The following is a 14,438-nucleotide window of genomic DNA, read 5'->3' as shown; positions in this document are numbered from 1 at the left end:
CAGTGTGCTGATGCGCTGCTTGCGTGGGAGCAGTGGACAGCACGGTAGCGGCTGACTGTCTGAGCGCGGTCGGGGAAACCGGCCGCTCACGCCGCTGTCGCAAGAATCGCTTCGACGACCGCGTCCCTAGCGAGCAGGTAAGCTTCACTGCGCGGTCCATGGTTGATTGCGGTATCGATAAATGCGCGCTTGGCGGATTGATCGGCGAATCCGGCAGGGAAGATCGAATCCATATCGGAGAAGAATGTCGAGAACGGGCAGATCTGACAGGCGGACGCGAGCGGCGCTTCCGGAAGCGTGCCGCCGGCGTTCGACGCAGACGCCGTATTGCTGATGTCTGCCAGCCGACTCAATGCGTGCCGGTCCTCGGACACGAGATGCAGCCGCTCCTCCCAGATCAGCAACTGCGCCAGCTTCACGAATGCGCTGTTGCGATCGAGGCCATGTGGCGTGCGTGGTGTACTTGGGCGCGTCGCCAGCCAGTTTGCCAGCTGGTCGGCGGGCATCGGCTCAGCGATCGCGTAGCCTTGCACGGCATCCGCGCCCAGAATGCCGATCGCGTCAAGCAGATCGACGTGTTCGATACCTTCGACCACCACCGACTTCCCGAGCGAGTGGCCGAGTCTCGTCAACTGATAGATAAAGCGCAATACGCTATTGGCATCCTGGTCTGCGAGGTTCGTGATGTTGCGATCAATCTTGATCCAGTCGAACGGCAACTGCCGCAGACGATTCAGGCTGCTGTGACCGGAACCCAGGTCGTCCTCCGCGAGAATCACGCCCAGCGCCTTGAAGCGGTTCAGTGCCTGCAGAACGTCGTTGCTCGCGGGCAGATCGTCGGTTTCCAGCACCTCCAGCGTGAGAACATGCGGTGTGCAGCCGTGCTGCGTGAGCGCGTGCTGCGTCGCCGCGAAATAGCGGACATCGCTGAGTGCGGCGGGCGGCAGATTGATCGAGACGGCAAGGTCGATGCCGTCCTCCAACCACACACTTCTTTGCGCGAGCGCCTGGTTCAGGCCGCTGACATAGAGGTCGAAAAAGTCGTTCGACGACATGACTGGAAAAAATGCGGCCGGACTTAGAACATGTGCGCCGTCACGCAGGCGGGCGAGTGCCTCGATCTTCGTGACCTCCCCCGTCCTGATGTCGAGCAAAGGCTGGTAATACATCAGTAACGCGTCAGAGTGGAGAAGCTCGGTCCAGCGCTGCCGCTGCGTATAGGGAACGGTGCGCGTGCGACCTTCGAAGTTCTCGATCCTGTCGATCGCCAGCCCCAGCAGACTCTGGAGCATGGCAAGGAACGCACTCTGATCTTCAGACGAATAGCCTCCCGGGTAGGGGCTGTAGAGCGAAAGAATGGCATTCGCCGTCTTGCCGGGCTGCCGCAACGGAATGGCAATGCTGGAGCGAAAACCCGCTGTTTCGGCGCGCTCCCGCCAGGGCTCCATGCTCGGATCCGTTGCGATATCGACAACCCGGTGCACCTCGCCGCTGCGCCATGCGCGCCCTGCCGGCCCCTGCCCTTGCGGCTGCATCGGGTCTGTCGTGATCTGCTGCTCGCTGCCGGCCTCGACATGCGAAACATACGTGCGGATCGCCCCGCCCGACGCGGACTCGAACCGAAACACGCCCTGTGAGTCAGGGCGGCCAACAGAACATCCCGCGACTTCTTCGTGCCGGCTAAGGAGATTCACCGTGATGCCGATCAGTTCGGTATAAGTTTCGGCCTCCCACGCCACACGTGTGAGCGACATGAGAACCTGCTGCCGCGACGCCTGGACCTGTTGATAGGCCTCGGTCTGAAAGGCGAGATCGCGCGTCAACCGGCGCGCCAGCAGCGATAATGCCTCGTTATGCTGCGCCGTATCGACCAAACGACGAATCTCAGTCGAGAGGATGATCCTGCTGCGCACCAGTTCTTCGCGATCGAGGCCGACAATCGCGTGCACGCGACCCACCCTCAACGCCATTTCACGATGTTCCCGTGCAGTCAGATCGGGGGACGCCATCTTCAACAGCGTGTCCTGCTGCTTCGCTTTCAGGTGTTCCAGTTCGTCTGGCGACAGCGCTTCGAGAATGGCTTTCGACCTCGGCAGTGCGGCCAGTTTCAGATAAAAGGCGTCCACTATGTGCGCGGCGTGATCGGTCATCGCGCTCAACAGATCGGTGAAAATGAGCCGGCGCGCTGGATCGTAAAGATCCGCTTCGTCATCCATCAAATGATTGATTGCGCCGCTGCTTTGCGCAGGATTCGCCATAAGCTTGCAGTCTCTTCTGTCGGTAGTGCGACGCATATCCGGCGACGAGCACCGGCGCCAACAAGGCGGTTTCGATGAGACGGCCGCATTCCCAGCATCGCATGAATGGATGTACGTGAACCCTATCATAGGGCATCGGCGTATTCCCTCATGACAAACGCCATATTCAGCCATATTCAACGATGCAGCGCCTCGCGCTTGATCGTAGTCAAACTCAGCCGCGCCGCTTCGTCTAACCTGGTCGAAGTCGCGGGTTATGGGGACAAAGCCGCACGGCGACTACTCCTTTAACCCCTGGTCACCAGAAAGGAATCGCGATGACAGTGGCGCTGATCGCAGCGTTCAATGTGGCAACCCGATCGTTTACGAAAACGGTTTGCTTCATGGCTGCTGCCTTTGCGCTTCTGGCAACAGGTGGTTGCGGCACCTATATTGCGCCGCCTAACGACGCCGAACTCAAGGCATCATTAAGCGAGGTGCTGGATCTCTATTCGCAGCGGCTCCGGCTCGTCGACCAGGTGACAGTAATCGCACAGGCCAAGCTGAAACACGGGACGTCCGTACTCGCGGCGGTGGCGAGTGCCCGCGCCCAGATCGTTGCCATGGAGGCCACGCCTGCGCTGGCAAATAGTCCCATAGCATTCGAACGTTTCGACGTTGCGCAAAGGCAGCTTACCGAAGCGGTGTCCGCGCTGATGGTCGAAGCCGAATCCGAGCCGCGCCTCAATTCGGACGCCACGTTCCGCGCGCTTCAGGGCAACCTCGCCCTTTGGGCGACACGCATCGGTGCCGCTCGCACGCGTTACGACGAAGCGGCCCAGATCTACAATGCGGCATTGCACACGTTCCCGCATAACATCGCGGCAAAATTGTGCGCCGAACACGACAAACCTGTATTCAGTGTGGCAGACCGTCGACCATCGGGGAGCCTGCCGCACATCGATTTCCGGGAGCTGCGCGGTGCTCTACGCGTCTAGCCGCCAAAGGCACCCCACATGTCACCGGCGATGGGCAAGCGGCGTCGCGTTAGAAGCGATGACGCAAACCGACAGCAGCGACGAATTGATTCGCCCCTGAGGCGCGAGAAAAATTAGAAATCTGGGCACCCTGAATACCCGTTCCCTCCAACTGGTTCGCTCGCTGGTATAACGCTTCGGCGTACACATCCGTTCGCGGTGACAGGAAGTACGTGTTCAACAGCCCAAGCTGGTGCCATTTCGGATAGCGCACGCCAGTAGGTGTGTCGAAGCGGCCGTATGTAAACACGTAATTTGCCGAGACATGCCACTTCGGCGTAATGAAATAGCGCAAGTTGATTTCGGCGTTCTCGAAACGGATGTCGTCGTGTGGCAACGAAATGGCCGTGTCGGCGACGTTGTTGATCGACGTCGCGTTGTCGAGCCGCGTCTCGCTCAGCACGAGTCCGACGAGTGCGTTGTCGTACCGGTAGTTTCCTCCCACCGCATACGTTCGTTGACGGTCGGCGTTAAAAGGCGCACCCGCCGGCTCAGCACCATTCGTGTTGGCGGTGGCGAGATTCGAAGCGTGGTTGAACTGGAAGTAACCTGCGCCCACGCGCATTCCGCCATAGTGGTAGCTGGCGCCCAGGCTGTACTCGCGGCTGTCGTCAAAAGCCCCGGCCTTGTTTGAAAAGCCGTACGTTCCGCCGAAAGTCAAACCGTGAAACTCCGGGCTCGAGTATTTGACCGAGTTGTTCGTACGCGTATAGTTATCCAGATTATCGTTGTCGTACGGATGCGCGAAGGCTGTTCCGCCGTAAGCGGTCCCACCGAGTGCGAAAGGCTCGACGTATTGAACCACCGCGTCGAACTGACGGCCTAACGTAACCGTCCCTGAACGCTTCGAGGCCAGCCCGACGAACGACTGGAACCCGAACAGCCGGCCCTGCTGCGCGGCTGTGCCCGTCATGACGGAAAAGCCGTTGGTCAGCGTAAAGAGCGCATTCAGGTCGCTGGTAATGGGTTCTTCGCCCGTCAGCGCCCAGCGGCTGATGTTGACGTCGCCGTTCTTCGCTTGCCAGGCCGACCGATGTCCCGACGCGTTGCCTGCATCGCTAACGTACGCAATCCCGGCGTCCATCGATCCTGTCAGCCGCAACGAAGCTTGCGCATGCACGAATGGCGACGTGATAGCCAGAACCACAGCAACTCGCAACCGCGCGTGACGACTCGCACCGCAGCGGTGTCCGCGTTTGTCCCCGAAGTGCGCGGAAAGCGCAATGGCTCGGCTTCTGGCCGTTTGCCTGTAATTGTTCATTGAGTAACGCTAGGGTTGGTATCGATGCCGGTCAGTGGTCTCCATGACCTGATTTCAATGGCATTCGATTGTTGAGCGAATATGGCGCTCGACTTTTTACCACCGCACTATCGCGCCCATACAGGTGCCAATGTGTAAAGCACTCTTCCACCACACAGCGCTAATGGCGATACGCAACGCGTCCCCACCCTCAGTCGCGCGGAAACGGCGCGTCGCGATCCAGTAGTGCGGTCCGAACGAAATGCAGGCAACCGATTATCCTCAGCATCCGATAGCGCTCCGCCGTATGAGGTGTCAACTCCTCCAGCCGGATCTGCGCCGTGCTGATCGCCACGTTGACGGTCGCGAGCGCGCTTCTAAGATGCTTCGCATTGGGTTGATCGAACAGCACCGGCAACGCGCGCACTGCCAGATCGATCGATGCGAGCCAGCGAGGCTTCGTCGTCCGGCCACTCATTTCGTTCGCCTGTTGCAATTCGCCACGCAGGTCGATGGCCGCGTGCCCCACTTCGAGAGTAGCGAGCATCCATTGCAACGCGTCGCGATGTCGATGCGATTGCGTAATGAGCAGCGTGCGCAGTTGCGACATCAGGTCGTGAGTGCTCGACTGAAAGCGCCCGTCGAGTCCGGGCAGTGGCGCGGTGCACGCCATTGTGACTTGCCCCCTCAAATGACGCTTGATCTTCTCGACGAGCCAGGGCATTTGAGGCGGAAAGATGACCGCGAACGCGATCGCGCAGAGCAGCATCGACGTGAGAATTGCCAATCCGTTGTTCATCAGAACGTCGGGAGCGTAGTCGATCACATTGTCGGGCCCGGCGAGCAAGCAGAAAAACACTGCGAAGCCGACACCGTATGCCGCAGTGGACCGCCGCGCCGTGAGGAACGCACCGAGGCCGAGCGGCAACAGAAGCGCCGCGCACAAGAGCGGAAACCCATCGATGTTCGGATAGACGTGAGACAGGAACACGCAGCCGAACAGAATCGAGAGCGCGGCTCCAGCTGCAATCTGCAAGGTGAATTTCGGCGGCACGGGCGAGGTCGAACTCAGTGCGCAGGTGATAGCCGCGCCCGTCACCAGAAAGCTGCCGCCCGGCCAGCCGGAAGCGATCCAGAACCAGCTCGCGGCGCCGACCGCCAATACCGTGCGAACGAATGCGAGTCCAACAACATACGGACTGGTTTGTGGTTCGTACCGTACGCGCGACCGGTCAAGCGCATGTTTGCGCGAATTGGCCAACGAGAGGTAAATGTCGAAATACGACAGAAATTCGCCGGCGAACCGGTGAACCAACTCCATTGCGGTGACGTAATCCAGCATGGAGCGTGGCGCGACCCGTTCGATCTCCCGCTGCGTTTCGCGCGCACGCCGCGCGAGACCGCTCTGGAAACCCTTGATTCGCTCCAGTAGCTCCGACATGTCGGCCTCCCCCTTTTGCAGCTTTTTTCCGACATCCACGAGCAACACGGATAGTTCGTCGAGAAACGGGGAAATGGCGGCGATCGTTTCTGCCGCGCCGCTGCTGTGCAATCGTTTGAGAAGTTGGTGCAGCGCATGCAGGCGGGCGCACGCATTCATGAAGTCGCTATTCAGTCGCGCGAGCCTTGCCGCCCGGGCACGCATGTCGGGGTCTTCGTACGAGGCGAAGGTGCGGGTCGCTTCGAATCCGACGATCTCGTCGACGAGTGCGGCAAAGCGCTTCTCGAACATATCCGCCGACGATGCCGTCGACAGTACGCCGGCTGCAAAATCCGTGAACTCGATGGTTCGCCGCTTCAACGTGCGGAATAAAGTGGTCGTCGCCTTGATCGGGAAGACGAGCGCGCTTACCGCGGTCGAACACAGAATACCGATCGATACCTCAGCAGCGCGTGTCAGCGCGGCCAGAAAAATCGTGTTCGGCTGCATCAACGCAGGGACGCCGATCAGCGCCGCCGTATAACCGGCGAGCACGAAGCCATACCACCGAAAGTGCCGGTTTCGAACCGCCGCCGCTGTGCACAGCCCAATCCAGCAGGTCAGCCCGAACAGATACAACTCCGGGTCCTGCACGCAGACGCCCGCGAGCAGAATCGCAAACACGGTGCCGACAGCCGTGCCAATTACCCGGTAAAAACTCTTCGCGAGCACCATTCCGCTGACGGGCTGCATCAGAACGAAGACCGTCGTCATTGCGGTGCGCGGCTGCTGGAGGTCGAGCAGCATCCCGATGCCGAGCGCCAGCAGCGCCGCCGCCACCGTCTTGAACAGGTGCAACCAGATCAGACCGTCATTGAGCGCCCAATGGGACGACGCCTTTCTCGCCAGCCTCAGCCAGCGCGAAACCTCGTTTCTTTGGCTCAATGAGGGACTACGTGAATATCGGAGGTCCATAGGAAAACGCGGCGGTGGTTGCCCTTTACGGAATTGAACCGCGTCATGGCTTCGTCCGTCGCCAAGGGAAGAATGTCCATTCTAGGACCGCCAAATACGCGTATTAAGCGGGCTCTTAGGGAACCTCCGTTGTCGCCAGGGTAACAATGCGCCCGTGCGGCCCACGTCATTCACCCGCTTACGGCCCGGGAGAGATCAGCAGGCTCGCTCGATCTATCCTCATCCACCAAGGGACCATTCCACCCGAGGCGGCTAATTTATTACGTCATCCTTTATAAAATGGGTCACATCAATCAAACACAGATGAGGTCAGTCATGTTCAAGTCGCTTTTCCCGGTTGTTGCTATCAGCGCCATTCTTGCGGCACCGGCAATTTCGTTTGCACAACAATCCGATCAGCCGGTAACGCGCGCCCAGGTGCGCGCCGAACTCGTCGAACTTGAAAAGGCCGGCTACAACCCGGCGCGCGGCGAAGATCCAACGTATCCCGCCGACATCCAGGCCGCGGAAGCCAAGGTCGCCGCACAAAAGGCCTCGGCAGCCTCGTACGGCGGCTCGACGGTCGGCACCTCGGCAACAGGCACGAGCCGCGCCGCGGTTCCGGCGGCCAGCCTGGACAGGCAGTCGCTTTACACCAAGCATTAAGGACAGACCGTGCGGAATGGAGGGCGCAGGGCCGCGAGGGTCACTGCGCCGCCAGCGTTGCTGGTCGCGTATGACTGCGACTCGCGGCGAACGGCTCATTTACGTGCCACCAAAACCAAACGAATAGTTCGAAATGAGCGCGACCGAGCCGGATGCCAAACGGCTCAATGCTCCAGATAGCCTTTCAAGGTGTTGATCCCGTCGGAGTGACGCAGTTTCTGCAATGCCTTGTTCTGTATCTGGCGAACCCTTTCACGGGTCACGTCGAACTGATCGCCGAGTTCTTCCAGTGTGTGTTCGGAAACCGCATCGACGCCGAAGCGTAGCTTGATCACCTTCGCCTCGCGCGGCGTCAGCACACCCAACGCCGCGTCGATAGCCACACGCAGATCGGCTTGCAGCAGGGCGTCGAGCGGGGCGAGCGAGGAGGGATCTTCGACCATTTCGCCAAGCGTGGTGTCCGCCTCCTCGCCGATCGGTATATCGAGCGAAACCGGCTGTCTCGTGACTTTCTGCACGTTGCGCACCTTGTCCTCGCTCATGCCCAGGCGCGCCGCGAGTTCGCTGGAACGGGCTTGCCGCCCCGTTTCCTGACGCATTTCGCCCGCCACCCGCTTGACGCGGTGCATGGCGTCCGCCATATGGACCGGCACTCGTATCGTGCGGCCATAGTCCGCAATCGCTCGCGAAACTGACTGACGAATCCACCAGGTGGCATACGTCGAGAACTTGAAGCCACGCCGGTACTCAAAGCGGTCCACTGCCTTCATCAAGCCGATGTTGCCTTCCTGAACCAGATCGAGCAACGGCATGCCGCTCTGTACGTATTTCTTTGCGACCGAAACGACCAGCCGCAGATTGGCTTCGATCATCGCGCGGCGCGCTTCCTGAAGCGCGCGATCCGCCACGTTCATCCGTTTGCTGATCCGCTTGAGTTCCTGCAGCGACAAGCCTTCGCGCGCCTCGATCCGGGTCAGCTTTTCCTGCTGGCCTTGAATCGAAGGCGCGCAGCGCATCAACGCCGCACTGCAAAGCGGTGCCGCGGCGGCCGCGCGTGCAAGCCAGCCGGGATCCGTTTCGCTTCCGACGAACGTACTAACGAACACGTCGCGCGGCATGCCGCTTTGATCCACGGCGAGCCGCAAAACGTTTCTTTCGATGCCGCGAATCTCCTCGACCGCCTGCCGGACTTCGGCGCTGAGCTCGCCGATTGTGCGCGCACTGAAGCGAATCTGTCCGACTGTGGATGCGATCAGCGCGAGCATGGCCTGTGCCGTATCGCGCTGGCTGATTCCTCCGGCCACCGCTGCCCGCCACAAGGCAAGCCGTTCGCGTGCCTGCGAAAAGATCGCCTTGCAACTCGCCGTCAATTGATCGATGCGGGCTTCGTCGGCCTCGGCCGTGGCGCCTGGTTCATCGGATGCAATGCCGTCGTCGGCCTGCCCTGACCCGCCAGCTTGCATTGTCCGGAGCGCCTCATTGGCGCATGGCTCGAAGATTCCGTCGACCAGATCGTCTATATCGATTTCGCCGGATGCAACACGATCCGCGCGCGCGAGGATCGCCTCGATCGTGGCGGGACGCGAGGCGATTACCTCGAGCATCTCCCGCAAGCAAGCTTCGATACGGCGCGCGACGGCAATTTCGCCTTCGCGCGTCAAGAGAGGGGTTGCGCCCATTTCACGCAAATAGGCGCGCATCGGGTCGGCCGCCGGTCCGGGTTCGGATATGGCGATGGTCAGCGCCGTGGCCGTTTCGTCTTCGGCGACATCGTCGGGCGCCGATTGCTGGGCGGCGTCGTTCAGCAAAAGCGTGTCGCTGGCCGCAGCGGTATCGCGCACAGCAATACCCATGTCGCCGAACGCCTTGACGATGCCTTCAATGGCGTCTGACTCCGCGACGCAATCCGGAAGGTGGTCGACTATCTCCGTGTGGGTCAGGAAACCGCGCTCCTTGCCCAGCTTCATCAGCGCGCGTAGCTGTATTTCCCTTGAATCCTGTTCCATCGACACTTGCACCGCTTTCTCCATCCTGGCTGCATGCCTCCACAAGCAAGGTCGACGCGCGTAGCCGCATGCGTTGGGTGGCGCCGACGCACTGGCGCGGCGCCAGATGAGCGCTCGCGCCTTTGTGCTTCAGGCAAAAATTCTAGAAGTCTTGTACGGGTAGATCAATCGGATATCGAAAGAACCTCAGTTCCAGATTGGACAACAATGGTTCTGTACCGGGGTCCACCGCAATGTACGAAGACCCTTCGCCGGCGCCGGCGAGGGCGGCGGCGAAGGTGGGGACTTGAGGTCCGGCCAATTCACACTGGCGGCTTAGAACATGTGCAACAAGGCAACGCGATAGACCATCTGGTTACGTCCAGACGATACGTCGGCCGAGCCTGGAATATTGGCGAAGTCGAAGTCAGTACCGGTATTCGCACTGACCGCATGCTGATACGCCCCCTCGGCAAACACAGACGTCCGCGACGACAGATCGTAATTGAGCTTCAGACTAAGTTGATGCCACTTGGGATCGAATTGCCCGACCGTCGACGAAAGCCGCGCCTGTGTGTACGTGTAGCATGCGCCGAGATAAAGCGCGGGGGTGAAGTGATACAGACCGCTCACTTCGAAGTTATCGAACTTCCACGCGTTCCATGTGCCGCCAGCAGGCTGCGTGGTGCCCGTGAAGTACGCATTGGCCGTCGGATCATAAACATCGACATGCGAATACGCGAGACCGACGAGCGCCTTTCCGATCGTGTAGTTGACGCCGATGCCGATGTTCTGCTGTGACCGGGCGTTGAAAGTATTGTCGCTGGTCACCGCTCCGGACGAATTGGCGGGCGCAACCACGGCGGAACTCGCATTATTCAGCTTGAGATACGAGGCTCCGATCTGCAGGCCGCCGTTCTGGTACTGCGCACCGAAACCATACAGCCGGTTATTCGAAAACCCGCCCGCCTGATTGCTGAATGCGTACATGCCTTCGGCTGTGAAACCATGAATGGTCGGCGTAACGTATTTGATCGAGTTGTTGACGCGGAACGAATAGTCGGTGTTGTCGTTGTCGTAAGGGTGCGCGAAGAGATATCCCGTCCAGTTACCGTTCGCTGTCATCGGCGAAAACATGTCGACGCTCGGGTCGTATTGCCGCCCCACGGTCAACGTGCCGTACTGGTCCGATGCAATGCCCACGAACGCCTGGCGGCCGAACTCCCTGCCACCTTGACCCATCTTGCCGGTGTTCACGTCGAAGCCGCTTTCGAGCTGGAACACAGCGTGATATCCAGCGCCGAGATCTTCGGTTCCCTTCAGACCCCAGCGGCTTCCGTAGTCATACCCGCTTTGCATCTGGAACGCGTCATGCCCTCGCGCGTTGGTCGTGTAATTGAAACCATCTTCAATCTTCCCGTAAAGCGTCACGCTGCTTTGCGCATGTGCGGCTGTCGCAAGCGTGATTGCGGACATCGCCACGCAGATTCGTTTCATCACCACCGCCAATCCCCTTCCGTTGAATGGTTTGAATACCTTCGTTTTTTGTCGACCAGCAACGCCTTCACGCGCCACCGCATGAAGCCATTCGATTGATCGATGCCAAACGTTAAGTTATCCAAATTTCTTCGCGTATCAGCGAAAGCGGAAGAGTCCTTTCCAACCTGCGCAACAACCTGGTTTGGAGGGGTGAATCATCGGGAGACAAGCCACCGGCTTGCGTCGTTGCTGCCGAACGCACAACACGGTTCTTGCGCGTTGGCTCGCAACAAGCAGCTATTTTCGGGGTCCTCCGGACTCCGACGTACCCTGGTCATCTTCACCATATCCGGCCTGTGCGCTCGTCCGGCCGGCAGCATGACGCGCAGCCACTACTGCTTCCGCGGCAAGGATGTCGTCCGGGTAATGCGGGTCGCTGCCCGCGCCGGGGTGCCACCCTGCCAGTTCCAGTTCAACCAGTTCTGCTCTTACCTGAGCACGCGTAAGAGGCGTGGTCGATTGTGCGAACGCGAGTGCGGGAATAGCGGCGGCAAGTGCGACGAACGCGCTGAGCACGCCATGTTGGAACGTAGACTTCATGTTGAACGGCCTCGTGGGACGTAATGGTTTGAGCGACAGCCAGTGTTGCTATTGGCTGCCGCAGTCTATCCATGTCCTCTCGAATCGGTAACCGTCGCGCCTGGAAAGTATTGTTTCCGAAAACGCGCTGTTTCAGACAAAGTTCGCAATAGTGGCTGCATGTGCCATGCAAAGTCGTATCGGCGGCATGGCAACGACCAGGCGGTGGCCGAACCTAGCGCACTGCCCAAACAAAACCACAGTCTTTGCACACGACAATAGCCGCCAGCGCAGCCTCGATCTGCGCTGTTCGCGCTTGCTCATTGCTGGAAAAGCACAACGATTCGCACATGTCACCCTCGTGCGCATACGTCAGATCGGGTGAGTCGCATAGGACACATTCCGCAGGGACGCTTCCTTGAACGGAGCGTGCGCCCATATCAGGTGAAGGAGCGGGCTGAACTGGCGTTTGCGTCATCTATGCTTTTCTACCTTGATTGTGTGTGTACTGTGCTGCCGGCGCGGCTTGATTTGCCGTAACAAACATCGAAGCCGATAAGGCATCGGCTCCGATTCACCTCACGCGCCCGCGCACGATTTCTGCCGCCTGCCATGAAACAAGCGCAATGCAGCCGAATGTTACCTCGCGTGCCCGCTTGACGAGTGCCAGCGATAGCGCTGTCTCCCGATCCACGCCGACCACCAGCGCGAGAAGCATGACCGCTGCCTCCTGCACACCAAGACCGGCCGGCACCATGAACGCCGCGTGACGCACGGCTTGGGTCAAAGCTTCGATTGCCAACGCGCCGCTCACCGACACCGGATGCCCCAGCATGGACAGAGCCCAATATGTTTCGAACGCGCCCACAACGTAGCCGGAGAATTGCCAGAGGAAAGCGCCCAGAAGCAGGCCCGTGCGCGACATCAGTGCGTCGATATCCGCATCGAGCCGCTTTCCGTCGATATCGCGCAGCAAGGGGTGCGCGTGGCCCAACAGTCTCGCTGCGAAGCGCTCGATCCTGTGAAATAGCCGGCCACGACGAAGGAGTACGGCCGTCAGGACCGGCAACGGCAGTGAGAGCGCCAAAGCGAGCCCGATCGTCTTTATCGCGCTGACTTGATGCGTGGATATGGCGATCAGTACGAGCCCAAGCGCAGCAAACGCGTATTGCACGGCCATCGTGACCAGCACCTCGACGACGACCGACGCACTGACCGCGCTCGCGTCCCGGATGCGCCAGCGTGCTAGACCGATTCCGACGAATTCGCCGCCAATGCTCGCGACCGGCAGCAATCGGCTGACCGACTCGCGCACGGTCGCGACCCACCAGAGAAACGGCAACGAGGCCCGCTTGCCCAGCAACAGATACCACGCATAGGCGTCGAGCAACAATGGCAATGCGTGTAGCGGCAGCAACCACAGCAGCCCGAGTCCGGCTTTAGTGATGACGTGCATGACATCGCCCGCACCTTCATGCAATACGAGCGCGATAAGTATCGCAATGCCGAGCGGCAATCCTATCCAACGCAGCCATTTCATGTCGATTGCACGCGCCTTGCGAGCAAATCGACAAAACCGCCCCGCGTCGCACGCGCGGCACCGATCGCCTGTGCCACGCACGGGGATAGCAGCGCGTCGAGTTCATCCGCGTGACGGTACGACTGCATGCCGGGCGTCAATGGAGCGTCGCCCGATGTGGCAGGGTGACAATAGATTTCGCCGACACCGCCCGGCAGCCCTTCGAGCGCGGCAAGCCAGGCCGATTCGCTCATGCGCCCGGTGTCCGCGAGTCCGACCACATAGTCGTTGTGTGCGATGCCGGCGCGGTCGAGCCGGCTGCGCACCAGGCTCATCCATGGCCGCAACCAGAGGGGTGCATTGCGCTCGATCGGCAGTCGCATCGCGCGCATTCCAAAGTCGCGCCCGATCTCGATGATCAGCGAGAGCACAGTTGGATGCAGGTGAAAATGCTTGTGCGTGTTGACATGATCGAGTGGCAAGCCCGTCTTCGCGAACGCCGCGAACTGCGCGCGAATTTCGAGAGCAAGCTGTGCGCGAACGTGTGGCAGAAAATAGAAGCGGAAGCCGTCGCGCACCATGTTGCTGCCGAACCGGCCTTCTGCGTTCACCAGTGCGGGAATCACCTCGCGTGGCAGCAGAGCCGTGCCATCGGCGAGGACAAGATGCAAGCCGACGCACAGCTGGGGAAGCGAGCGGGCGCGCGCAACTGCGTCCTCGGCCGCAGGCGCGCCCACCATCAGACTCGCTGCGGTCAAGACGCCGTGCCGGTGGGCGAGTTCAACCGCTTCGTTTACGCGAGGATGCAAGCCGAAGTCGTCGGCCGTGATAATCAGCATCCGTTGACGCAAGCGATCAGTGTCGTTCATGCCTCGTGCGCGCGCAGGAAACGGAAGAATTCGACGCCTTCACGCAAGCGCCGCTTCATCATGTCCCAGCTCGTCAGCATCTCGCGCAGGATTTCCCAGATCTTCGACGGCCGGAAATAGAAACGCTTATAGAAGTTTTCTAGCTGATGGTAGATCTCGTCGCGCGACAGGTGCGGATAGCCGATCGCCGCGAGCTGCACGCCTGATTTGCTGACGAGGTTGATCACCTTGTTCTCTTCGAGCCAGCCGTTTTCAACGGCCTCGTTGTAAAGCCTGGTGCCGGGATACGGCGCGGCGAGCGACACCTGGATCGTGTGCGGATTGATCTCCTTGGCGTATTCGATCGTCTTCTGGATCGTGTCCTGCGTCTCGCCGGGCAGACCGAGAATGAAGGTGCCGTGAATCTTGATGCCGAGATTGCGGCAATCTTCGCTGAAACGGCGCGCGATGTCG

General features: G+C 60.2%; 10 protein-coding genes and 1 pseudogene. 2 read left to right on the top strand and 9 right to left on the bottom strand.

Features of this window, described 5'->3' with window-relative positions; all coding sequences use genetic code 11:
- Nucleotides 1-86: 86 nt before the first annotated feature.
- Nucleotides 87-2,216, bottom strand: coding sequence for an EAL domain-containing protein (locus P0D71_RS21325; RefSeq protein WP_408481981.1), 2,130 nt, complete (start codon nt 2,214-2,216; stop codon nt 87-89).
- A gap of 359 nt (nt 2,217-2,575) precedes the next feature.
- On the opposite strand from P0D71_RS21325, the gene P0D71_RS21320 reads away from it, so the two are divergent.
- Nucleotides 2,576-3,235 carry a LemA family protein gene (locus tag P0D71_RS21320; RefSeq protein ID WP_408481979.1) on the top strand — a complete coding sequence of 220 codons (660 nt, stop codon included), beginning with the start codon at nt 2,576-2,578 and terminating at the stop codon, nt 3,233-3,235.
- Between the two features lie 49 nt (nt 3,236-3,284).
- On the opposite strand, the gene P0D71_RS21315 is transcribed toward P0D71_RS21320, so the two are convergent.
- Both P0D71_RS21315 and P0D71_RS21310 read right to left on the bottom strand, forming a co-directional pair.
- The gene (locus P0D71_RS21315; RefSeq protein ID WP_091806024.1) at nt 3,285-4,421 is read right to left on the bottom strand and encodes a porin; all 1,137 of its coding nucleotides are present in this window, start codon (nt 4,419-4,421) and stop codon (nt 3,285-3,287) included.
- A gap of 304 nt (nt 4,422-4,725) precedes the next feature.
- Nucleotides 4,726-6,909 (bottom strand): FUSC family protein, encoded by a 2,184-nt coding sequence (locus tag P0D71_RS21310; RefSeq protein ID WP_091806021.1) that lies wholly within the window; start codon nt 6,907-6,909, stop codon nt 4,726-4,728.
- A 315-nt stretch (nt 6,910-7,224) separates the two neighbouring features.
- Between P0D71_RS21310 and P0D71_RS21305 the strand changes: the two genes are divergently transcribed.
- A complete protein-coding gene (locus P0D71_RS21305; protein ID WP_408481976.1) occupies nt 7,225-7,554 on the top strand; it encodes a DUF4148 domain-containing protein in 330 nt (109 codons plus the stop codon).
- 164 nt (nt 7,555-7,718) lie between these two features.
- Here the strand turns inward: P0D71_RS21305 and rpoD are convergent, their stop codons facing one another.
- The 6 genes and pseudogenes from rpoD to P0D71_RS21275 all read right to left on the bottom strand — a co-directional run.
- Nucleotides 7,719-9,572 carry an RNA polymerase sigma factor RpoD gene (gene rpoD / locus P0D71_RS21300; RefSeq protein WP_408481974.1) on the bottom strand — a complete coding sequence of 618 codons (1,854 nt, stop codon included), beginning with the start codon at nt 9,570-9,572 and terminating at the stop codon, nt 7,719-7,721.
- A gap of 303 nt (nt 9,573-9,875) precedes the next feature.
- Nucleotides 9,876-11,036 (bottom strand): porin, encoded by a 1,161-nt coding sequence (locus P0D71_RS21295; protein WP_408481972.1) that lies wholly within the window; start codon nt 11,034-11,036, stop codon nt 9,876-9,878.
- A 279-nt stretch (nt 11,037-11,315) separates the two neighbouring features.
- Entirely contained in the window at nt 11,316-11,618 is a 303-nt protein-coding gene (locus P0D71_RS21290; RefSeq protein ID WP_408186309.1) for a DUF4148 domain-containing protein, read from the bottom strand.
- A gap of 553 nt (nt 11,619-12,171) precedes the next feature.
- Nucleotides 12,172-13,137, bottom strand: coding sequence for a lysylphosphatidylglycerol synthase domain-containing protein (locus P0D71_RS21285; RefSeq protein ID WP_408481971.1), 966 nt, complete (start codon nt 13,135-13,137; stop codon nt 12,172-12,174).
- A complete protein-coding gene (gene hpnK, locus P0D71_RS21280; RefSeq protein ID WP_408481969.1) occupies nt 13,134-13,985 on the bottom strand; it encodes a hopanoid biosynthesis-associated protein HpnK in 852 nt (283 codons plus the stop codon). Before hpnK ends, P0D71_RS21285 begins: the two co-directional genes overlap by 4 nt.
- A pseudogene (locus tag P0D71_RS21275) lies at nt 13,982-14,438 on the bottom strand (hopanoid biosynthesis associated radical SAM protein HpnJ); the annotation flags it as partial. The gene hpnK and the pseudogene P0D71_RS21275, both read right to left, overlap by 4 nt.

Origin of the sequence: Paraburkholderia sp. RL17-383-BIF-A (assembly GCF_046028015.1) — a bacterium.
Classification (GTDB): domain Bacteria; phylum Pseudomonadota; class Gammaproteobacteria; order Burkholderiales; family Burkholderiaceae; genus Paraburkholderia.
The sequence above is the reverse complement of the archived record's forward strand: the minus strand, read 5'-3'. Positions and strand labels throughout refer to the sequence as shown.